Origin of the sequence: Lysinibacillus sp. GbtcB16, assembly GCF_019091145.1 — a bacterium.
Lineage (GTDB): Bacteria > Bacillota > Bacilli > Bacillales_A > Planococcaceae > Lysinibacillus > Lysinibacillus fusiformis.
The window spans coordinates 111649-132925 of record NZ_JAGXJV010000004.1 but is presented as its reverse complement, the minus strand read 5'-3'; the positions used below and the strand labels follow the sequence as shown (position 1 = coordinate 132925).

Below are 21277 nucleotides of genomic sequence, written 5' to 3'. Positions count from 1 at the left end.
TCATTCTTGTTCCTTCATTTAATTTATGTAGCATTGCAGACTAAGGTGACAGACATAAATAGGTATTACTATTTTGTATGATCCTCATCTATACTTAAATATGTTTACTATAAAGTTAGAGGAGTGGAATCTATTGAAGTGGATTTCTAAACATAAGAAAGTCTTTTTAGCAGTAGTAGTTGTGGTAATGATCATTGCGGGTATACTCGATATCAAATATGAAGGATTATTCTATCAATTATTGCCAACATCCATGCAAAGTTTTTTATCTGATCTATTTTAATAGTGGCTCCATATCAAAATCCTTCAAGAAATACAGTCTCGAAGGATTTTATTTAATACATTCGTTATTTATAGGAAGTCGCAGCAATCATTCAAAAGCAATTGTCAGGGGATTCCTTGGTTTTATAAAGGAAATACATAATAAAGAGGGGAAATGGATGACGTTGGAAAATTGGAGAAAAGCACTCGAAACATTTTTGAAAGATTGGCAGGGTAGAGATGAAGTAGTTGGCGCGTTAGGTGTGGGAGTTACGTTACAGGACATCCTTCCGAACGATCTGATATAGATGTACATATTATTTTATCAAATGATGTGAAATGGCGAGAAAGAGGTAATCAAATAGTTGATGGCTTTTTGATTGAATATTTTGCTAATCCACCAGGTCAAATTCGGCGATATTTCCAAGATGATTTTAATAAACATAGGACAATGTCCATGGTACAATTTCAAACAGGGTAAATTTTATTTGATTATACTGGAATAATAAATGAATTAAAATAAGAGGCATATGCATGGCAAGAGAAAAATTATGAAACCATTAATAAAACGGTTCTAGAATTAAAAAAATATGGATTGTGGGATATGTTAGATAATACAAAAGACTGTTATGAGCAAAAGCGAGGAGACTTTATCTTTGTTTATCATCATGCATTAGCGACTTTGTTTATGAAGTATGGACTGTTTTTAAATGTGAATACGATTCCTACTTATCAAATCTATGCTTATCTTGTAGATCCTATCTACCTGCAAAAGTATATGAAGTCAGCCTTTCCTGATGAGCACTTTAAACAAATGTTTCTGCATGCAATGAAAGAGAGCAATACTGAACAGATGATGTTGGGATCATTGGAGGCATTGGTTAGTTATGTGTTAAAACAAATGGGTGGTTTTTGTATAGATGGCTGGCATGTAAAAAGCCCAATAGAAGGTTAATCTGCCTCATTCTGATATGAGACGCGTGTCAATTTTTATGTTACTATACAAATATAATAATAAAAGAGAATATATTTTTTATGAAAATGTCAACCATTTTTAGGCCCATTATTCCATAAAACTTAAAATATCCTAGTTTTGTGTCTAATAAAAAATGAGTTTTTTGCTTGAATTATGATGATAAAGGCTCGAAAAAAGCTGATAACTCTCATATAAATAGTTGATATTTTATTCTTGAACTAATTGTGATAAACTGCAATAAGGTAATAATTGATACAGAAATGGTGTGCTCCGAGGTTGCTCCATGGCTTACAGTACTTCTAAAGCAGGAGTGCTTACATCCTTTCTGCAAATCTTAACATATAAGGAAGGTAAAAATGAGTAACAGACAAATAAAATCAGATGTTATCTTAATTGGTGCCGGAATCATGAGTGCAACTTTGGGAACAATACTCAAAGAATTAGCACCAGATTGGAAAATTACAGTGTTTGAGAAGCTTGAGAAAGCAGGCGAAGAAAGTTCTCACGAATTGAACAATGCGGGGACTGGACATGCTGCACTATGTGAGCTGAACTACACTTCAGAGAAAAAAGACGGATCAATCGATATCAAAAAAGCGATTAATGTTAATGAACAGTTCCAGGTTTCAAGACAATTTTGGTCTTATCTTGTAAACAATAAGCTGATCAATAATCCACAAGACTTCATTATGCCTTTACCACATATGAGTTTAGTGCAAGGGAAAGAAAATGTTGAGTTTCTTAAAAAACGTCATGAGACAATGATCCAAAATCCTTTATTTGAAGGAATGGAATTTTCAAATGACCCTGAAACACTAAAAAAATGGATTCCACTTATTATGGAAGATCGTCCTGATGGTGAAGACATTGCTGCAACAAAAATTGACACGGGTACAGATGTTAACTTTGGTGCTTTAACACGTATGTTAATTGACCACTTAAAAGCAAATGACGTGGATGTTAACTACAATCATAGTGTTGAAAGTTTAAAACAAGCTAGTGATGGTTCATGGGAAGTACGTGTGCATGATTTAGACGGCTGTAAAATGGAATATCATTCAGCAAAATTTGTCTTCCTTGGAGCTGGTGGGGGAAGCCTAGAATTACTACAAAAATCAGGTATTCCTGAAGGTAAACATATTGGTGGATTCCCAATTAGCGGTTTATTCCTAGCATGTAATAACCAAGAAGTATCTGAACAGCATCATGCAAAAGTATACGGAAAAGCAAAAGTGGGTGCTCCACCAATGTCAGTTCCGCATCTAGATACACGTTATATTGATAATAAGAAGTCGTTACTATTTGGACCATTTGCAGGTTTCTCACCGAAATTCTTAAAAACAGGTTCAAACATGGATTTATTTGCCTCTGTAAAACCGCATAATATTACAACTTTATTAGCGGCAGGCGTTAAAGAAATGGGATTAACAAAATATCTAATCCAACAACTTATGCTTTCAAAAGAGCAACGTATGGAAGAATTACGTGAATTCATTCCAAATGCAAAGAGTGATGATTGGGATATTATCGTAGCGGGTCAACGTGTACAAGTTATTAAAGACACTGAAGCAGGCGGTAAAGGAACACTTCAATTTGGTACAGAGGTTGTAAGTGCAGGCGATGGATCAATTGCTGCTTTACTTGGAGCTTCACCAGGTGCTTCTACAGCTGTACATGTAATGCTAGAAGTTATTAATAAATGTTTCCCTCAACATATTAAAGAGTGGGAAGCAAAAATTAAAGAAATGATTCCTTCTTACGGTTTATCATTAGCAGAACACCCAGAGCTTCTGAAAGAAATTAATGCAACAACAGATGAAGCACTTCGTTTGAAATAAAAATCAATTATATAGATGTTTAAAAAGCTCTTAATCCATTTGCGATTAGGAGCTTTTTTATGGTCCTCTTTTCCTGGGAAATTTTTAATATAAATTTTATTGATTGGTATTAAATTGTAAGTAAGTATTATGCCCCGTTGTTTAATAGGATGTTATTTTCTATACTTTTTATAAACATAGGGAGGGAGCCAAGCGTTAGATGATTAAATTAAAAGATATTGGAACATTTCAGGAAATGCCCGAAATTGCCATGCATATTTATACTAGTGATATAGCTGCATTACAAGTTGCAAAAGTGAATGGCTGGGATATTGAGGAAGATATTGTTTTAAGTAAGCACATATCATTAAGTCCCTTAGATCTAGCATTGATTGCTCAAAAGTTAGATGTTGTAAAGCTATTAATCGACTATCATGTTAATTTGAATGTTGATCAAAATCCTTCTTTTTTAAGAGCTGTTCGATATTGTAAGGAGAATATAATCCGCTATATCGTTTCACATGGGGCAAAATTAGATGGACATAATCGCGTTGGATCTGGTGCCTACTCGCAGGCATACTATGGTAATAAAAAAAATATCCCGCTCATTCATGAACTTGGGCTTGATATAAAACAATATGGTGGGGCAGTATTACGTCAGGCTGTATCAAATTATGACAAAAATATGGTTACCTATTTACTTGATCAAGGGGTAGATATTAATTATCAAAAGCCTGATATGGTTTATCCGTATGAGCCTACACCATTAACGATTGCGACACGTATGGGTCATATAGCTATGGTGAGGTATTTAGTCGAGCGGGGGGCAGATATTTCATTAACAGAGAAGGATGGAGAAAGAGCGTACAACATTGCAGTAAGTATAAAAAATATAGAGATAGCTCAATATTTGAAGGCTTTAGAACCTGCTGAGCTTCATCATATAGAAAATAAAAAAAATGAATTAAAAAAATATAAATTACCGAGTGAGCTGCTCAATTTTCTGATAGGTGATCAACTACAGCTTAAGCTTGCAGTCAATAATTATGATATTCAATACATCGATTTTTTCAAACTGACGGAAACAATTGAGATGAAGGTTGACGGTCAAAAACTGCTCCGTATTTCAGCTACTATCGATCAGTACTCTGATTTGCAATTAGTATGGAACCCAAAGGGACAGGTAGGTTGTTACGATTTGGAGCATGAGGTATATGCAGATTTAAGTAGTTTTTCAGATTTCCGTGCTAGGCCGGAAATGTATCTCATGCAATTTCTTGAAGGGGAACTCTCATAAGACAGTAAAATTTTAGTCGTGCGTTTCCTATTTCATGCTAGGTGGTCAGGTCATAAAAAAATAAGGTAGTAGAAGAGCGTTAAGGTGTTGTTCCTTTAACGCTCTTCCATTTTAATTTTTGATCTTCGAGAAGCAAAAAGCTATAGAATGTTTGACATACCTTGCACAAAAGAACAGCAGTATGGCTACTAGCAATGCTAGAGGGATGCTTAATATAATAGGTAATTCTACACCATACCAAACGTTCATCTTAATTTGATGAAATCCAAATGTTCTTAAAAAGCCAGCTAATAGGGAAAGAATACCACTTAACAATAAGCCAGCGTACAATACGGATAATACAACTAGTGCTAATGAGCCCAAAAAAACTTGTAGCCATTTTAGCAATATCACTCTTTTTCCCTCCGTATAATGTGCTCCACCTTTGCGTTGGAAGCAATCGTATAGTCATCTGAATAGTACAGTGTTTCGATATGACAATTTTCTCCAACTGTTACAACTTCACCTTCCACTATTTTTGCCTTGGTATAGGCTAGTTTCAAGTGTTTGCCTCTAATAGTATGGCAACTTAATGTTTTCTTCAAAAATGAAAGTAGTGTGACCCTATCCTTTTCCACCAAAATATGTTCCGCGGATAACAGGTGAATTTCACTCTCTCCTGACAATTTTAAGTGAAAATGCTCAGCTATTATTTCTGCAGCTTTTACAATTCCAATAGCATCGAGCTTCTCGCACTGTAATTTCTCTTCAGCTACCAATTTTCCAGAGCTATTAATCTTTTGAATATGACCACTACGTATTTTTATGTTACCCGCATTCATTAGCTCTTCCATTTCGCAATAATCCTTTAAAGTACAAGAGCCTGTACTAGTAAAGGATTGGACGATAACAGGGAAATAAAAGGAACTATGGCCATGAGTAGATACCTTTTTTAGACGGATTTCTTGTTGGATGGCTACAGCTCCTCGGATACTTAATTGCTCGTAATCAGCATCCAGATTTTTAATACGACCATTTGTTAGTGTAAGGGTACGAAGGTTTTGAAACATAAAAAGTCACCTCATTATAATTTAATTAATATATATTTTAATTATTAAAATATATATTAATTAAATTATATGCAACTTCCATTTGTCAAGAACCAACCAATAAAAAAAGGATTTCAAGTTTATTGAAATCCTAAAAAATTTTATTCATGAGCTTGTTTACTTCGCTTAAAATAGTGGCCATGTCTATTAGTTTGTCTTGGGAAAATTTTAAAAAGATTTCTTGGACCTTTTCATCACCAGTACTTGTTAAAACCATTTTGACCACACGACGATCATTATTTTCTCTTATCCGTTGTATGAGCGCTAGTTTTTCCAGTTTATCGCACATAGAGGTAACAGCTCCAGGTGTCACACTAAAGAAATCTGCAATTTCTGTCGCTTTCATACCGTTATTTATTTTAAGTTGTAGAAGTAGGATGAGTTGGTTTTGCGATAACGCTTCTCCTTCAGATAAAAGGTCTACAAACATTTTCGATTTTTGTTGTATTTCTAGCATTTCTTTCATAATGATTTCTACATTAAGTAGACTGTCAGCCATATAATCACGTCCGTTAAAATATTTAATAATTGAATTATATAGCAAGTGAATATATCTTTCCAAGAATACAATACCTCTAAAGAAATAAGCATTTATTGTTTAAAAGTTGCGTGCATCCATTCAAAGAATTTTTCCTTTTCTTCGAATTGTGGATAGTGTGCAGATTGCTCGTAAGCTATAAATTCTTTTTTCTCTGCGCTAATTTGGTCGAAGTAATTTTTGGCTGCTTGTGAGGATGTTTGATAATCATAGTTGCCCATTAAAAAATAGAAGGGTAAATCAAGTTTTGGGACCTTTGCTGGTAGGGGGTGCTGCATGACCTCTTTTAATAAAGCTCCTTGAGACAAGGATAAGCCATAGTTATAACGGATAATATCTAATAAATTATATTCTTTGCTGAACAGCATCCCTAGCATATTACCATCAGGATTAGCTATTAATTGAGTAGCACCACCATATTTATTAACGTAATTTCGAGGTGTAAACTTTGCACCAGTCTTAATTTCATCTGCTAACTGTTGTAAATGTAAAACATCTTCTTTGTTACCTTGCAGTTGCGCCTGATGGATAGTGAAATTTAAACTATCGATCTCACTTTCGATTGTATTGCTCATTTGTCCTATCCCAATATAAGCTTCATATTTTTCAGGGGCGTTAGCGGCTGCTTGTGTAGCAATATATGTGCCATAGGAATGACCAATTAAGATGACTTTTTCTTTGTCTAGTCGTTTGGCTATATAATCTGTCAGTGCTAATAAATCCTCCACAAGCAAATCTGAAGAGAGATTAGAATAGTCCTCGAAAAAATGATAGGACTTCCCACTAGCTCGCTGATCATAATGGACCACAGTAAACTCAGTTTCTAGTAAATCTTGATATTTTTCTGCATAGGGTATTTCAGAGCAACCAGGTCCGCCATGAACAAAAATAATGACAGGGTTTTCTTTGTCATGACCACGGATCATCATTTCATGACCAGTGCCATTTATTTCGACTTGCTCTAAAACGCTAATGCTGTTAGAGCCTTTTATGGAGGAAGTCCACGTTGGGAAGAGAAGCATCAATACGAGTAAAAGTACAATGACTATAACAAAATATTTAATAAAATGACTATATGTCTTCATCGTATTCCTTTCTTACATGCGTTTCTCGAATGTCCCTTGATACATTCTTCTTTTATACACATAAAAATACATACTCAGAGGCCACCAAAGGGTAACAAAAATAGGGTAGAATGCCCATATAACTCCTGGGGAAGAAACAATATTGACGATGATAAAAAAGATACTTATTAATAATGTAGCAGTGACGGAAAAAGCTACAAATGTTTTTCGTTGAGCATGGTATAAAGCTAGGGGCCACCACATAACTAAAAATGCAGGATAGATTGCCCAAGGGTATTGAGGTGATAAAATGATGTTTACTAAAGCATAATAAATAATCGTAGAAGCACAGCCGATCAGTGCGATTTTTAGCGTTTTTGCTTTTTCATCTAAGTACATCAGAATTGGCCACCAGAGAATAGGGTAAATGGCGTAAATGAACCATAGATGATCTGGTGTGTAAATATAGTTTTCTATAATAAGAAACGCGATAATCATCGTACTACAAATAATTGAGTATTGTTTATACATTCTTTTATACATACAGATGATCGTAATTGGCCAAAGCAATAGCAGTAAGCAAGGATAGACAAACCACATTGTTTGGGGCGATGTCGTGAAATTGACGATACCTAAAAAAATCATTGTCATGATGCTTCCAGCTAGTGAGAAGTTAATAAAATTCTTCATATTTATTCACCCCATCTCTTACGAGACCATACAAAGTACATAGACAATGGCCACCAAAGAATGGCGAATATTGGATAGATTGCCCAAATTGTTTGTGGTGTGTAATAAAGATTAATAAATATAAAGAATGCAATAATTAAGCCACTACCCCAAAGTGAGAATTCTAAATTTAATTTAGCCATATTTTTCTTAGCTGGCACCTTAACGCCCAGTTCCTTTTTTAAATCTTCTATGTCTCCAAACTCTACAATTGCTTTATTGATGGCATCCTCTTGTTCCTTTCCTTGATCCATCAAATAAAATACTTTCTCTTCAAGATTTTCAATAATTTCTTGTTTAACCATTTCCGTTTCATTGTTGTGAGGAATATCCTTAAACAGCTCATCAATATGGTTTTTTATTCTCTTCATTCGACGCCCTCCATAAATAAATCAATAATTTCTTTTACTTCCGACCATTCTTTCACTAACTCATTTAAATACGCCTTTCCTAATGAGGTAATGCGGTAATACTTTCTTTTGCCACCATGTGAAACATCTCCATAATAGGCTTCAATAATTTCTTTTTTCTCAAGACGTTGAAAAACAGCATACAAAGTTGCTTCTTTAATCTGAAATCGATTATTTGTACGGAGACTTATTTCCTGAGAAATTTCATAGCCATAGCGGTCTTTTTCTGAAATGAGCCGTAAAATAATCGAATCCAAGTGTCCTCGGATAATATCACTGCGAACCATAAGTCACCTACTTCATTTTATTGCTCTATCTGTCAGAGTAATATTAGCAAACATTACTCTGCCTGTCAAAGTAATTTATTTTCTTTTTTTTAGAGCACGAAAAAAGAACTCCATTCGCTGCTTAGCGAATGGAGTAATCGATCATAGTGCTCTACATATATAATCCTGCAAGAAAAATTCCCTTAGCTTCCTCATAAATATCATCAAATTGACTTATCGGTAGAGGGTTTGTGCCACTTCCTAATTCAACGGTAAAACCTGGCCTACGCCAATCTTGGATAAACCAATCTTTATAGCCTGCATAGCTCCCAGCAGATTGTATGGGTTCATAGCCACTCACTCGACTAAACTCATTCACAAGCACCTCTGATTCAGGTGGTTCAAGATTTTCAAAGCCCCAATAAATAACACGGCCCTGTGTATGAAAGGCTAGTACTCTAGCAAAATCACGCTGCTTGGTCAAATCTGCCATCGCTATAGCCTCTGGCTCAGACAAAGGTCTTTCGCCGCCATAATCTCTAGGCCCAGGAGTTTTCGGGTTACGGGCGCTTTCTAATTCCCATTCTGCAGGAAACTGGTCATTTAAATCAACACCATGGATGTTTGCTTTCCAGCCAGAAAAATCAGAGCTACCATTATTCCATGAGATGAGTTGATTTTTTAATGATTCTTCATTTGGGGGGCCTTGTATGACTAAATTGACGCCATCAGGATTCACCATTGGTACTACGGATAGGGTCGTTTGCTGATAAAGAGGGAATAAAGAAAGTCCATTCATATTATTTTGGTTCGTGAGAGCAAGCAAATAGTCATTTAAAAATGTTAGAATAATAGGTGTAGTAATCCATTCATTTGCATGGAAGGAGCCATTATAGTGAACACGTTTAGCTCCATGACCAATTAATAGCTCGGGTAATTCCTTACCTAACACAGAGCTACCAATGATAGAATTGCGAAGAAATGGATAGGCGTTAACGAGCCTTTGAATATCATTCATCATGATGTTGTACGTATAATTTTGCTTACCATCAATTAAGCGCCATGTTATGCGTTGAGGTATGTGAATCATCTGACCAATTTGTAATTGACTTGGATTAACACCCGGGTTTACGAGTAATAAGGCAACAAGTGTGAGATTATACCTTTGTGCAATTTGCCAAAGAGAATCCCCTTGTTTTACTTGATAGTCAATGGTCACAAATCCAGGAATACGAACGCGTTGCCCGACTCTTAAAAATTGAGGGTTTATATTGGGATTGGAATCTAAAATGAGTGGAAGAGGTATTTTAAACACTTCACTGAACTGCCAAAGGGAATCTCCTGGCCTTACGAATATGTCCACATGCATTCTCTCCTTAGTTAAAAATGGTTCAATATAAAATGTATATGTGAGAAACTAAGACTTATTAATGCGCAGGCTGTAAAATTTCTTTATAGGAAAGTTTAAGTTAATATTCTAGTCACATTTATAACAAAAATAGAGTTCAAGAAAGGTAAAGGTAGGAAAACCAAATGTTAAATAAATTTAAATTGGGTATACGCTCCAAGATTACATTAGGTTATATCATCATTATTCTTTGCTTACTTGCGTCAGTGATCATCCTAAATAATCAAATTACTTCTTTGCAAAAGGAAAGGAATTTTATTATTAAGTACGACTCTAATGTGAAAACATTAACCAATGATATTGAAAAATATATATTGGATATGGAATCAAGTCAGCGAGCGTTTATTATTACGGGTGAACCTAGTTATCTGGAGCCGTATGATAATGGAGCGGAAAACTGGAAAATAGATTTTAATGATCTGTATCAGCAAATGAAAGACAAACCAACCCAGCAGGAAAAATTAAAAGAGATAGAGGAAACGATCGAGCATTGGATTGAAACAACGGGTGGGCCAACTATTCAATATAAAAAGGACGGGAATACAAAAGCATTAACGGAATTTTTTAAAGTGGATAATGGACGCCAAGACATGGAGAAGATGCGCAAATTATTCGATGCATTCCGTGCAACTGAAAATACTTACACACAAGCAAAGGCTGCTCAGTTAGACAAACAAAATAGTCAATTAACTAGTGGTCTATTTGGGATTTTAATTTTTGTTTCTGTAATTGCTATTGTCATAGCAAGTGGAATTTCTCGTTCTATTGTAAAAACTATAACAGAGGTCACACAAACAATTCAGGAAATGGCTGCTACGAAGGGCGATTTCAAAAGAAGAATACATGTTAAGACAAATGATGAAATTAATGAGCTCGCCGATGCGACCAATTTATTATTGGAATCGGTCGAGAAGAGAGAATGGTTACAAACGAATATTGCTGATATCGTAACAAAATATCAAGGTATTTCAGCTATTACGAAATTGGCTGAAACTTTCCTATCAGAAATGGCACAGAAAACAGAGGCATCTCTTGGAGCATTCTATGTTCGGGAAGAGGCAGAGGAACAAGTACTATTTATGAAAAAGGCTGCTTTTGCTGACGGAGATGATCGTGTCGGTATGGAGAGCTTTAAGGTAGGACAAGGTTTAATTGGTCAATGTGCATTAGAAAAAAGAGTGTTATTTTATGATAATATTCCGCAAGATTATCGTTTAATTAGAACAGGGCTAGGTGAAATAAGACCACAGCATATTTTATTGATTCCTGTTATTTTTGAAAATGAAGTCATAGCCGTTGTTGAGTTGGCTACAATGACTAAATTTAATGCATTACAGCAGGAGCTAGTGAAGCAGGTTACTGAAACCTTTGGCTTAACCGTCAACGGTGTATTAGGGCGTATGGAAATTGTTCGATTATTGAATGAATCAAGAGCAATGACTGAGGAGTTACAAGTTCAATCAGAAGAACTTCAAACACAATCTGAGGAATTACAAATGCAGACAGAAGAGCTGACGATGATTAACGAGCAGCTTGAAGAGCGAACGAAAGAGGCAGAGTCCAAATCACGCGAGCTAGAGAAGGCGAAGCAGGAATTAGAGGAAAGTGCAGAACAGCTAATACTTAATTCTAATTATAAATCGGAGTTTTTAGCGAATATGTCACATGAACTTAGAACCCCTTTAAATAGCATTTTAATTTTGTCAGAGATGCTCGCAGAAAATAACCAAGACCACTTAACAGATGAGGAAGCTGAATTTGCGAAGGTAATCCATTCATCAGGTGAGGATTTGCTTGCATTGATTAATGATATTTTAGATTTATCAAAAGTGGAGGCAGGGAAGCTAGATATCATTTTTAATGAAGTAAATGTGAGCGAAGTACCTGTTCAAATTGAGCATACTTTTGCACCTGTCGCAAGGAAGAAAAATATAGATTTCCATATTTCAAAGGCAGATAATGTTGTCGATGTATTCTATACAGATGAAAAGAGATTCCAGCAAATAGTAAAGAACTTATTATCAAATGCCTTTAAGTTTACGGAACATGGATCTGTAACTTTAGCGGTTAATCAGCTTGCACAGAGCCAGCTTACAAGCAATATGCAAGATATTAGCGCTGATTGGTTAGAAATTACTGTTTCAGATACCGGTATAGGAATTCCAAAAGACAAGCATCAATTGATCTTTGAGTCATTCCAGCAAGCAGATGGGGCTACTGTTCGAAAATATGGTGGAACGGGACTGGGTCTTTCAATTTGTAAAGAGTTTGCGAAACTACTCGGTGGTTGGATTACACTGCAAAGTGAAGAGGGACAAGGTAGTAGCTTTACGTTAACGATTCCAAGCTTACCAAATGGAGTTGAAGAAGATCATTGCGATAAGCTTGCTGCTTTAAATGAGGTAGCTGTGACAATGGAGGAAGAGGCACCTAGAGAAGAGCCGGCGCAGGATAATAGGGAAGCTTTAAAACATGAGGTAGAGGTTTTTCAAGGGAAAAATATTTTAATCGTCGACGATGATAACCGTAATATTTATGCCTTAAAAACGGCCCTTGAAACAAGGGGTATGAACATTTTAGTGGCTAAAGATGGACTGGAATGTTTAGAGGTTTTGCAAGCTCATCATGAGATTGATTTAGTGCTTATGGATATTATGATGCCAAATATGGATGGTTATGAAGCGATGACTATTATTCGCCAACAAATGAAGCGGACAGATCTACCGATTATCGCTCTGACGGCGAAGGCTATGAAGAATGACCGTGATAAATCATTGCAAGCTGGTGCATCTGATTATATTAGTAAACCATTAAATTTAGATCAATTAATATCCGTTTTAAGAGTATGGTTAGTTTCTAAAGGGAGTTTATAAAGATGGAACATTTTGAGCCATTGGAGCAAAATATACAATTGAATAAGCAAACAAATTTAGAAATTGATTTGTTATTAGAGGCTATTTATCGTTTATCAGGGTATGATTTTCGACAATATAACCGTTCTTCCATTTCACGTCGAATTTTTAATAGAATGAGAATAAATAGCATTCCAACCATTTCTCGTGTTCAGGAAAAGGTTATTCATGATCAGGAATTTTTAGAGCAGCTGTTAAATGATTTTTCAATCAATGTCACGGAAATGTTCCGCAACCCAAGTTTTTTTAAGGCATTTCGTGAAAAAGTGATCCCTGCCTTACGAGATTACCAAGAAATCCGGATTTGGCACGCTGGCTGCGCAACTGGTGAGGAAGTTTACTCTATGGCTATCTTGCTTCAAGAGGAAGGGCTTATAGACAAGGCTGTCATCTATGCAACAGATATGAATGAGCAAGTATTAGAGAAGGCGAAGAAGGGGGTCTTTCCTATTCATAAAATGCAGGCATATACGAAAAACTATATGCTTGCAGGGGGAGCCCATGCTTTTTCGGAATACTATAAGACGGATTATCAATATGCTTATTTCCATCCAACATTATTGAAGAATATTATTTTTGCCCAGCATAACCTAGTGACAGATCAATCATTTAATGAATTTCATGTTGTCTTATGTAGAAATGTCCTTATTTATTTTTCACCTCAGCTGCAAAGTCAGGTCCATCATTTGTTTTATGAAAGCCTAAGCGACAATGGGTTTTTATGTTTAGGCGATAAGGAAACATTGCGCTTTGAAGAGGTTATTTCGAATTATCGGGAAGTTGTTGGGAATGAAAGAATTTATCAAAAAATAGAGTAAAGAGAAAGAGGCTACCTTTTGATGGAGGTAGCCTCTTCCTTTTTATTTAATCAGCAGCACGGGCTTGGATCAGTAAGACACACATATCATCCGGTTGATTGTTTTGTTTGTCCTTAGGTAATAGGTTGTCGATGAGAGGTTGAGCATAGTCCCATTTAGAGGATGTTAGCGTTTGCAAATGCTTTTCGGATTCTATTTCACAAGGTCCCATTGCCTCTAAGACACCATCTGTAAACAAAACAATTTGTACATTTTTTTCGTATTGTATATATTGTTTTTTGACATTAATTTCATCGAAAAAGCCGACTGCACAGCTACCTTGGTTTAATGGAACACAAGTTTCTTCATCAATTAATGCGTACCCCGCAGGATGACCAGCGTTTATGTATTCGATTGTTTTTTGTTTCGTATCAATCACTAAATAAATCGCTGTGAAATAATAAAGATTTTCATCCTTGCCATCTTGCAAGAGGGTCATATAACGATTCAGCTCTTTAATAACAAGTTCAGGGTCGTTTAATTGTTTAACAGCCTCTCTTAAAACGGAGGAGATAAACATACAAACTAGCGCTGCAGATATACCATGGCCCATCATGTCCAATAAAATAATAGCGTAACGATGATCATCTATTTTATGCCAATAGTACATATCACCTGCCAAGTTAGAGGATGGTAGGTATGAGACTTCTAGACGAATATCGTTTTCATTTAACGGTGGACTAAGCAGGCTTCTTTGCACATGAGTAGCTAAATCCAATTCGTATTGTATTTTTTTTTCATGTTGAGTGTGCCAATCTAATTCAGCTTTTAAACGTAGGGCAACTCGTATTCTAGCGAGCAATTCCGTTTTATTAATCGGTTTTGTAATATAATCTACGCCCCCGATATCTAATGCTTCTGCGAGTTTGTTTTTATCTTCAAGCGCTGTAACAAAGATGATTTGAATATCTCTTAATCTTTCAATTTGCTTAATACGTTTGCAGGCCTCTATACCATCTACTTCAGGCATCATAATGTCCAATAAAATTAAATCAACTGAGCTTCCAGTTGGATTTGGTTCATTTAATTGTAAATAATCAAATAGCTCATTAGCAGATGAAAGAGAAACACAGTGCTCATAACCTGCATTTTTCAGTATTTTTTCAATGACAAATAAATTGACTTGATTGTCATCTACTAGAAGAATGGTCATAGTTATTTCCCCTTACTCTAATTGAATTGTGCAGATTATTATTCGTGTATATAAATTACTTCCAACTTTATTATTATACAAAACATTAGAGGAGAAAGGTATTTTCGCGATTTGAAAGAAGAGCTTTCATTCATAAATTTTCAATTTATCACTTTTCGAGGCTGGTATTTTAGCTTTTCTAAATCCTTGATATATATCAAATGCATTGGCTAAAACAGCAATGATCATACTGGCAAGTAGGATCTTATCTATGATAGAGGAGACCTTTGCTGTGTTGCTTTCTACGATTGCGGCAATGTACGGAATGGAGGCACTATGGATAAAATCTTGATGAACAACGATGACAATAAATACAATAGTTCCTGTACTTTGAAGCAATGCATTGATGATAGCAATCGTCATGGTCCATTGCCCCGTACGCCATTTTAAAAGTGTTAAAGCAAGACTAAGAATGACACAGAGCATAAAGAAGAGAGAATAGGATTGTAAAATATTTTGATTAAAGATTGGCATAACGAACTTTAAGCTACCATTCCCATTTGTTGTATAAATACCTAAAAGACGATTGGCATTCCAATAAACAAAGGTAAAAATAATAACCCCTACAAAGCTAAAAATTATATCACCTAAAGTAATGAGTTTGTCTTTAGGAATGGTTTTCATTTTTAAACTTTCAGGTGTCCATTCCTTGGTGTCATTCAGGAAAGGCAAAAATTGAATTTTATCCGCATTAGAGCGTTCGATGACGATGAAAAAAATGGTGATCCAAAACAAAACATGAAATAATACAGAAATAATGGCAACAATCGTCATGGAAAATGCTGAAATGATAGTGGAGAGCAAGGCTTCTTCTCCTGAATAGAGGAAAATTCTCTGAATTACTTGAACTATGATTGTTATAAAAATTGCCCAAGGAAAAACGAGTTTAATGGTTCTAGTGTATGGTTCAAACACGTTTGGACCAATTAAATAACGTGGCGTATCTTGATAGCTTGCTGCAACTTTTGCAGGGCTCCCAAGCTTTTTTAGCACTTCCATTATATCTGCTTCTGAATATGGCTCTGGCAACATATCTTCAATAGTAGCTTTTAGCTCAAGCTTTATGTTTTCACGTTTATTTTTATGTAGTCTTTTAGATACTTCATCGATATACGCATCAATTAAAGTCATTTCTTTATTCCTCCTTTAATCATGTTCATTGTTCATTTATATGACGTGGTAATATATGTTATTATGGGTGGAAAATGAATATGAACGACATATCCTACTTTGAAAATGGAGGGGAAACAATGAGAGTGGTAGAGAGATTAGTAAAAGAGCAAGATTTTTTAACTTTTGCGAGTATTGTTGTAGGAGCCTACCCTGGAAGAATGAACGGAGCTCAGACAACAAAAGAGCAGTTAAAAAATCTTTTTATGGATAATCAGAATCATGATGAATCCCTAAATTATTTTGGACTTTGGGAAGATGACAAACTAATTGGCGGCATGCGATTACATGATTTTCAAATGAACCTTTTCTCTAAAATGATACCGATTGGCGGAGTAGGGCTTGTTGCAGTTGATTTACTACATAAAAAGGAAAAAGTTGCGAAGGAGTTAATCCATCAATTCTTTCAATTTTTTTTAGCAAAGGATATTCACTTTGTCGCTTTGTATCCGTTTAGGCCAGATTTTTATAAGAAAATGGGGTTTGGATATGGACCGAGAATGTATCAATATTTAGTAGAGCCCTTAAGCTTTCCTAAAGGCCCAACGAAGAAGCACCTTAAATATTTAACAGTACGAGATCAACAGCAGCTAACAGATTGTTATAACAGGGTAGCGTCTCAAAAGCATGGAATGTTTTTCAAAACAAAATCAGAGCTTTCCTTTATTTTTAAGAACGACGAAAACTATGTGATTGCGATGGAAGAGGATGATACCGTACAAGGCTATATCGTTTTTTCATTTGAAAAGCAAGGTGAGAGTAATTTTATGTTGAATAATTTAGTCATTAAAGAATGGGTATATGAGACACCTCAGGCCTTGTTAGAGCTGAGTACATTTTTAAACAGTCAGGCAGATCAAGTAAACCGCATTGAGTGGAATACACAAGAAGACAATGTTCATTTCTTTTTAGGCGATGTCAGAAATGGTACAAATCATTTAATTCCTAGTGTTTACCATGAAAATGCCGTGTCGGGGGTTGGACTGATGTACCGCATTATTAATGTAAAGGGTTTTTTTGAAGAGTTAACGACACACCATTTTAATGGTGTAACACTGACATTTAAATTAACAGTTTCGGACTCATTACTTGCTGAAAATAATCAGCAACTCATTATCGAAGTGGTTGAAGGCACGATGAACATTATTGAAAGTGGTCACTATGATGTGGAAGTAGTTGTAGATGTGGCTGAGCTTTCCTCACTGGTAATGGGAGTCATAACGGTCCAAGAACTGTATATGTTGCAGCAAATAAAAATCAGTCAGGAGCAATACCTACAGGCTTTACAGCAATTTTTCTTTGTATTTGAAAAACCAAAATGTACGACGGCGTTTTAGAATAGTTGCGCTAGGCTAATGTTCCTTTTTCATAAATAGAGATGATCGTGTCGGTCTTTCAAGTGGTGTAATATTAATAATAAAGTAACTAATAATGAGTATGAGAATAATAACTGAATAAATTAACGTATTAAGAGGATGATCGTGCTCAACGATAATTAATCGAATCATAGCTGTGATACCTATATATATAAAGTATCGAAGCGGAAAATGATAATTCTCTTTAAAATATTTAATAATCATCGTAATGAACTCAAAGTACAAGAAAAATATAAGGATGTTGGCAAGGAATAGCTTGTAATCGCCACCTTCCTTAGAGAAGAGCAATATTTTAAGAAATTCTATTAGCTCCTTAAAGAGTAAAAACGCTAGTATGAGTGCTAAGAGGACTAGGCAAACATTCAGAAAAAGTTGCAAAGACTTTGGTACAGCTTTAATGAGCTGTATATAGGTTGAATTTTTATGATTCATATAACTCCTCCAATCTGATTTGTATAGTGAGCCTAAACATATTTATCATATGGCAAAATACGAGTGTATTATGATATAAATATAACAAATTGTCGTAAATCTTTCTTTTATAAATTGTAAAGTTTTGGTATTTTTTGCGAAAGAAAGTTTTTAAAATAATTTAGTGGTATGCTAAAATAGATGTGCATGAATATAAAATTTAAAAGGGGTTTTTGAAATGGCAAAATCAGCAAAAACAGATGCGAAAATTACACCAGAGCGTTTAGAAGAAGCGTTAGTTGTTCGCGATCGTCTTATTATCGAACTACTTGTTCAAGTACTTGATGAGAAGCTAGTAATTGAACGCCCAGTATTACGTGAGCGTGTAGGTAACCTTGTAGATCTTTCTAGCTATGATGCAGAACTAAAGGAAACAATCCACGCAGTTATTAACAAACTATAATGAAAAGAAGAATGCTACGACCAATTCGTAGCATTCTTTTTTATAGGATGTCACATGTCATGTAAAGCGTTCTACTAATTCATACATGCGCTCTGCCTCTGTATGCAGCTCCTGTGAGGAGTGCATGATAGACGTAACGGCTGACTTTTGTTCATCAATGGATGCATTAATTTGCTCTGTTGCAGCAGCAGATTCTGTGGCCACGCTTGCTATTTCGTTAATAGCATGAATGACCACTACACGATTTTCTGCCATTTCACTCATACCCTCATTAAGAGAAACAAGGTGCTCGGTTATGTCTTGAATAGAATCGGCTAGGAAAGTAAAAGCTCCTTTTACTTCTGTAATCGACATTGCCTGACTTTGTGAAAGCTGAAGAGTGTGTATCATTTTTGTATCTGAATTGACCGTATCTATCTCAATGCGCTGTAATAGATTTTTAACGCGATTAGTAGCTTCATTTGTATCCTCTGATAAATTTCGTACTTCTTCTGCTACTACAGCAAATCCTTTACCATGTTCACCTGCACGAGCTGCTTCGATACTTGCATTTAGCGCTAATAAATTTGTTTGCTCTGAAATGGAAGTTATTGTTTGTACGACTTGATGAATTTCTTTCATCTGGCTTGTTAAACTTGAAAAATTAGTTCTTAACTCTTCGATTACTTGCGTGAATTCATGAGAATTTTGCAGTAATAGATCTACTTTTTGTCTACCATTTTCTTGTGATTGATTAATAGTATTCATATTTTCGGTAATGTCATTATATTTACTTGTAGCATTGGAAATCAGAGATGATAGTGTTTCCACTTTACTACTAGCCATTTCAGCCTCCTCTGCTTGCACAACAGCCCCTTTAGAAATGTCGTTGATAGCTTGATGGATTTCATCAGCTGAGGCGGTCGTTTCCTCTGTAATCGCACTAAGCATTTCTGAAGAAACTCTCATTTGGGAGGCACTGTCCTTTGTATTGTTGACCATCTCATGCAAGCTTTGCTTCATATCATTGACATTCTTCGCTAGTGTGCCAAGCTCATCCTTTGTCGTAACGGGGATGTCCTCTCCCGCGAGCTTACCTTGCGCAATATCCGATGTGATCACCATAATTTTTCGTATGTAGGCGGTCATCTGTCCAGAGAAGAACCAAAAAAGCACGACACCAATTATAGTAGCTAGCATGGTTGTACCAAGTGTGTAAACTAAAACATTTTTAGTGCCTGCATTAAAATCCATTTCATATGTACCAGCCGCGATGATCCATCCCCAATGCTTGTCCATTTCAACATAAGTAATTTTTGGAGCAACAATATCTGGATTGGAGGGTAGTGCCCAGTCATACCGCACATATCCGCCACCTGCTTGTGCCGTTTCAATCATTTCCTTTACAAAATAACGTCCATCACTCGTTTGTAAATCGGATATATTTTGACCTTCAAGAGAGGGGTGAGTTTCAACCATACCATTATCCTTAAAGGCATAGAAATAAAAATTATCACCGTATTTTACAGGGTTATCGATAGATCGCCTTTGATCTTCAATTTTATTCCCAACAATCTGTGTTCTGGCACTTTCCTGTGCTTCTTCTAACGTTAATTTTCCATTTTGAACCTGGCCATCTAATTGTGCAATTAATTCAAGTATACCTAGAGTGCCATTCTTAAGACTTTGTCTACCTACCTGATCCATCTCGCCTTTTGCTACAAAATAATTCACTGTTCCAACCAGCACTGTAGATATGAGAATAACAATAATAGCTAAAGCGACCAACTTATTACGCACTGATTTAATCATAGAAAAGACCTCCGTTCCTCCAAAGTAATACAGTATATTTATAGTATAATATAAAATTATCTAATAAAATAGAAAATTCTGATAATAAATAGAATATTTTGTTTTGTATTGTAGGCACGGTGTTTATAAAGAAATGGGGTAATGAAATGATCAAAAAAACCCCACTTCAGATTGTTCTATCCTGAAGTGAGGTTATAACGTATTAGTACACTTTATCTCCATTGAAGATAGAGTTTTTCACGATTACATAATCAACATTTCGAATAGCATCTAGCTTTGTGCCACCTGCATAAGAAATAGAAGATTGTAAGTCTTGCTGCATTTCAATTAATGTATCTTTAATGCTTCCTTTATGCTCAACATACATTTTCTTTCCTTCGACGTTTTTACGTTCGCCTTTTTGGAATTCTGAAGCAGAGCCGAAGTATTCTTTTACCTTTTTACCATCGACTTCGATTGTTTGACCAGGTGACTCTTCGTGACCCGCGAATAAAGAACCGATCATCACCATTGAAGCGCCAAAACGTACAGACTTAGCAATATCACCGTGTGTACGAATACCACCATCAGCAATAATTGGCTTTGTAGCAGCTTTTGCACACCAGCGAAGTGCAGCTAACTGCCAGCCACCTGTACCAAAGCCTGTTTTAATTTTAGTAATACAAACTTTACCTGGTCCAATTCCAACCTTTGTCGCATCAGCCCCAGCGTTTTCAAGCTCACGTACAGCTTCTGGTGTTCCCACGTTACCAGCAATAACAAAGCTATTTGGTAAGTGTTTTTTAATATGCTGAATCATACGAATAACAGCATTAGAATGACCATGTGCAATATCGATTGTAATGAAATCAGGTACTAAATTTGTAGCTGCTAATTCTTCAATAAACACATATTCTTCTTCTTTTACACCAACGCTAATAGAAGCAATTAGACCACTGCCATGCATGTCTTGAATAAAGTTGATACGTGCTTCTGGTTGGAAGCGGTGCATGATATAAAAGTAACCGTTTTCAGCAAGCTTCTTAGCAAGAGTTTCATCTATAATTGTTTGCATATTAGCAGGTACTACAGGAAGTTTAAAAGTATGTCCTCCTAAAGTAACGGAAGTATCACATTCTGAACGGCTTTCTACGATACATTTTGCGGGAATTAGTTGAATATCTTCATAGTCAAATACGTTATCCATTATATACACTCCTAAAATACGAATATTTTTAAAGATTTATTTTAAATTGTTCGCCATTTGGTAAT

The 21277-nt window shown here is 35.6% G+C and carries 21 protein-coding genes; 8 read left to right on the top strand and 13 right to left on the bottom strand.

The genetic code is table 11. The features are described from left to right. Nucleotides 1-133 precede the first annotated feature (133 nt). From KVT27_RS16795 to KVT27_RS16780, 4 genes are all read left to right on the top strand, one after another. A complete protein-coding gene (locus tag KVT27_RS16795; protein ID WP_225316072.1) occupies nt 134-283 on the top strand; it encodes a hypothetical protein in 150 nt (49 codons plus the stop codon). A gap of 582 nt (nt 284-865) precedes the next feature. Further along, a complete protein-coding gene (locus tag KVT27_RS26735) occupies nt 866-1216 on the top strand; it encodes a hypothetical protein (RefSeq protein WP_254636177.1) in 351 nt (116 codons plus the stop codon). A 377-nt stretch (nt 1217-1593) separates the two neighbouring features. Further along, a complete protein-coding gene (gene mqo, locus KVT27_RS16785; protein WP_036121800.1) occupies nt 1594-3075 on the top strand; it encodes a malate dehydrogenase (quinone) in 1482 nt (493 codons plus the stop codon). A gap of 199 nt (nt 3076-3274) precedes the next feature. Continuing rightward, a complete protein-coding gene (locus KVT27_RS16780) occupies nt 3275-4351 on the top strand; it encodes an ankyrin repeat domain-containing protein (RefSeq protein ID WP_217581642.1) in 1077 nt (358 codons plus the stop codon). A 111-nt stretch (nt 4352-4462) separates the two neighbouring features. Here KVT27_RS16780 and KVT27_RS16775 read toward each other — a convergent pair whose 3' ends face one another. From KVT27_RS16775 to KVT27_RS16740, 8 genes are all read right to left on the bottom strand, one after another. After that, entirely contained in the window at nt 4463-4744 is a 282-nt protein-coding gene (locus KVT27_RS16775) for a hypothetical protein (protein ID WP_036121794.1), read from the bottom strand. Further along, nucleotides 4741-5400, bottom strand: coding sequence for a hypothetical protein (locus KVT27_RS16770; protein WP_036147860.1), 660 nt, complete (start codon nt 5398-5400; stop codon nt 4741-4743). Before KVT27_RS16770 ends, KVT27_RS16775 begins: the two co-directional genes overlap by 4 nt. 130 nt (nt 5401-5530) lie before the next feature. Further along, complete coding sequence (locus KVT27_RS16765; protein WP_036121788.1) at nt 5531-5938, bottom strand: MarR family transcriptional regulator; 408 nt, start codon at nt 5936-5938, stop codon at nt 5531-5533. Nucleotides 5939-6030: 92 nt separating this feature from the next. Then, nucleotides 6031-7062, bottom strand: a complete 1032-nt coding sequence (locus KVT27_RS16760) for an alpha/beta hydrolase (protein WP_217581641.1) — start codon at nt 7060-7062, stop codon at nt 6031-6033. A 12-nt stretch (nt 7063-7074) separates the two neighbouring features. Continuing rightward, on the bottom strand, nt 7075-7731 hold the full coding sequence (locus KVT27_RS16755) for a hypothetical protein (RefSeq protein WP_036147862.1): 657 nt from the start codon (nt 7729-7731) through the stop codon (nt 7075-7077). Nucleotides 7732-7733: 2 nt separating this feature from the next. Beyond that, nucleotides 7734-8141: a permease prefix domain 1-containing protein gene (locus tag KVT27_RS16750; RefSeq protein WP_008177870.1), complete on the bottom strand. Its 408-nt coding sequence runs from the start codon at nt 8139-8141 to the stop codon at nt 7734-7736. Next, nucleotides 8138-8467, bottom strand: coding sequence for a PadR family transcriptional regulator (locus KVT27_RS16745; RefSeq protein WP_008177869.1), 330 nt, complete (start codon nt 8465-8467; stop codon nt 8138-8140). The genes KVT27_RS16750 and KVT27_RS16745 overlap by 4 nt, the downstream gene beginning before the upstream one ends. Before the next feature lie 151 nt (nt 8468-8618). Then, the gene (locus KVT27_RS16740) at nt 8619-9809 is read right to left on the bottom strand and encodes a M14 family metallopeptidase (RefSeq protein WP_217581640.1); all 1191 of its coding nucleotides are present in this window, start codon (nt 9807-9809) and stop codon (nt 8619-8621) included. Between the two features lie 170 nt (nt 9810-9979). Here KVT27_RS16740 and KVT27_RS16735 point away from each other — a divergent pair, with 170 nt between their 5' ends. Together KVT27_RS16735 and KVT27_RS16730 are read left to right on the top strand one after the other, a co-directional pair. After that, nucleotides 9980-12727: an ATP-binding protein gene (locus tag KVT27_RS16735; protein WP_217581639.1), complete on the top strand. Its 2748-nt coding sequence runs from the start codon at nt 9980-9982 to the stop codon at nt 12725-12727. Nucleotides 12728-12729: 2 nt separating this feature from the next. Beyond that, nucleotides 12730-13584 carry a CheR family methyltransferase gene (locus KVT27_RS16730; RefSeq protein ID WP_036121773.1) on the top strand — a complete coding sequence of 285 codons (855 nt, stop codon included), beginning with the start codon at nt 12730-12732 and terminating at the stop codon, nt 13582-13584. A 46-nt stretch (nt 13585-13630) separates the two neighbouring features. On the opposite strand, the gene KVT27_RS16725 is transcribed toward KVT27_RS16730, so the two are convergent. After that, nucleotides 13631-14776: a SpoIIE family protein phosphatase gene (locus KVT27_RS16725; protein WP_208704943.1), complete on the bottom strand. Its 1146-nt coding sequence runs from the start codon at nt 14774-14776 to the stop codon at nt 13631-13633. 126 nt (nt 14777-14902) lie between these two features. Continuing rightward, entirely contained in the window at nt 14903-15946 is a 1044-nt protein-coding gene (locus tag KVT27_RS16720) for an HAAS signaling domain-containing protein (RefSeq protein WP_217581638.1), read from the bottom strand. Nucleotides 15947-16026: 80 nt separating this feature from the next. Between KVT27_RS16720 and KVT27_RS16715 the strand changes: the two genes are divergently transcribed. Then, a complete protein-coding gene (locus KVT27_RS16715; protein WP_235318541.1) occupies nt 16027-17322 on the top strand; it encodes a GNAT family N-acetyltransferase in 1296 nt (431 codons plus the stop codon). A gap of 15 nt (nt 17323-17337) precedes the next feature. On the opposite strand, the gene psiE is transcribed toward KVT27_RS16715, so the two are convergent. Further along, on the bottom strand, nt 17338-17793 hold the full coding sequence (psiE, locus tag KVT27_RS16710; protein ID WP_036121763.1) for a phosphate-starvation-inducible protein PsiE: 456 nt from the start codon (nt 17791-17793) through the stop codon (nt 17338-17340). 217 nt (nt 17794-18010) lie between these two features. On the opposite strand from psiE, the gene KVT27_RS16705 reads away from it, so the two are divergent. Continuing rightward, complete coding sequence (locus KVT27_RS16705) at nt 18011-18235, top strand: hypothetical protein (protein WP_008177853.1); 225 nt, start codon at nt 18011-18013, stop codon at nt 18233-18235. Nucleotides 18236-18292: 57 nt separating this feature from the next. On the opposite strand, the gene KVT27_RS16700 is transcribed toward KVT27_RS16705, so the two are convergent. Continuing rightward, nucleotides 18293-20026 carry a methyl-accepting chemotaxis protein gene (locus KVT27_RS16700; protein WP_217581637.1) on the bottom strand — a complete coding sequence of 578 codons (1734 nt, stop codon included), beginning with the start codon at nt 20024-20026 and terminating at the stop codon, nt 18293-18295. A 202-nt stretch (nt 20027-20228) separates the two neighbouring features. Further along, nucleotides 20229-21212 carry a GMP reductase gene (guaC, locus tag KVT27_RS16695; protein ID WP_036121753.1) on the bottom strand — a complete coding sequence of 328 codons (984 nt, stop codon included), beginning with the start codon at nt 21210-21212 and terminating at the stop codon, nt 20229-20231. Nucleotides 21213-21277 lie beyond the last annotated feature (65 nt).

What these genes read in the sequence shown, in the direction of transcription:
- KVT27_RS26735 (WP_254636177.1), top strand. Translation starts at nt 866, where the DNA reads ATGTTAGATAATACAAAAGACTGTTATGAGCAAAAGCGAGGAGACTTT.
- mqo (WP_036121800.1), top strand. Translation starts at nt 1,594, where the DNA reads ATGAGTAACAGACAAATAAAATCAGATGTTATCTTAATTGGTGCCGGA.
- KVT27_RS16780 (WP_217581642.1), top strand. Translation starts at nt 3,275, where the DNA reads ATGATTAAATTAAAAGATATTGGAACATTTCAGGAAATGCCCGAAATT.
- KVT27_RS16770 (WP_036147860.1), bottom strand. Translation starts at nt 5,400, where the DNA reads ATGTTTCAAAACCTTCGTACCCTTACACTAACAAATGGTCGTATTAAA.
- KVT27_RS16765 (WP_036121788.1), bottom strand. Translation starts at nt 5,938, where the DNA reads ATGGCTGACAGTCTACTTAATGTAGAAATCATTATGAAAGAAATGCTA.
- KVT27_RS16760 (WP_217581641.1), bottom strand. Translation starts at nt 7,062, where the DNA reads ATGAAGACATATAGTCATTTTATTAAATATTTTGTTATAGTCATTGTA.
- KVT27_RS16755 (WP_036147862.1), bottom strand. Translation starts at nt 7,731, where the DNA reads ATGAAGAATTTTATTAACTTCTCACTAGCTGGAAGCATCATGACAATG.
- KVT27_RS16750 (WP_008177870.1), bottom strand. Translation starts at nt 8,141, where the DNA reads ATGAAGAGAATAAAAAACCATATTGATGAGCTGTTTAAGGATATTCCT.
- KVT27_RS16745 (WP_008177869.1), bottom strand. Translation starts at nt 8,467, where the DNA reads ATGGTTCGCAGTGATATTATCCGAGGACACTTGGATTCGATTATTTTA.
- KVT27_RS16735 (WP_217581639.1), top strand. Translation starts at nt 9,980, where the DNA reads ATGTTAAATAAATTTAAATTGGGTATACGCTCCAAGATTACATTAGGT.
- KVT27_RS16730 (WP_036121773.1), top strand. Translation starts at nt 12,730, where the DNA reads ATGGAACATTTTGAGCCATTGGAGCAAAATATACAATTGAATAAGCAA.
- KVT27_RS16725 (WP_208704943.1), bottom strand. Translation starts at nt 14,776, where the DNA reads ATGACCATTCTTCTAGTAGATGACAATCAAGTCAATTTATTTGTCATT.
- KVT27_RS16720 (WP_217581638.1), bottom strand. Translation starts at nt 15,946, where the DNA reads ATGACTTTAATTGATGCGTATATCGATGAAGTATCTAAAAGACTACAT.
- KVT27_RS16715 (WP_235318541.1), top strand. Translation starts at nt 16,027, where the DNA reads ATGAACGACATATCCTACTTTGAAAATGGAGGGGAAACAATGAGAGTG.
- psiE (WP_036121763.1), bottom strand. Translation starts at nt 17,793, where the DNA reads ATGAATCATAAAAATTCAACCTATATACAGCTCATTAAAGCTGTACCA.
- KVT27_RS16705 (WP_008177853.1), top strand. Translation starts at nt 18,011, where the DNA reads ATGGCAAAATCAGCAAAAACAGATGCGAAAATTACACCAGAGCGTTTA.
- KVT27_RS16700 (WP_217581637.1), bottom strand. Translation starts at nt 20,026, where the DNA reads ATGATTAAATCAGTGCGTAATAAGTTGGTCGCTTTAGCTATTATTGTT.
- guaC (WP_036121753.1), bottom strand. Translation starts at nt 21,212, where the DNA reads ATGGATAACGTATTTGACTATGAAGATATTCAACTAATTCCCGCAAAA.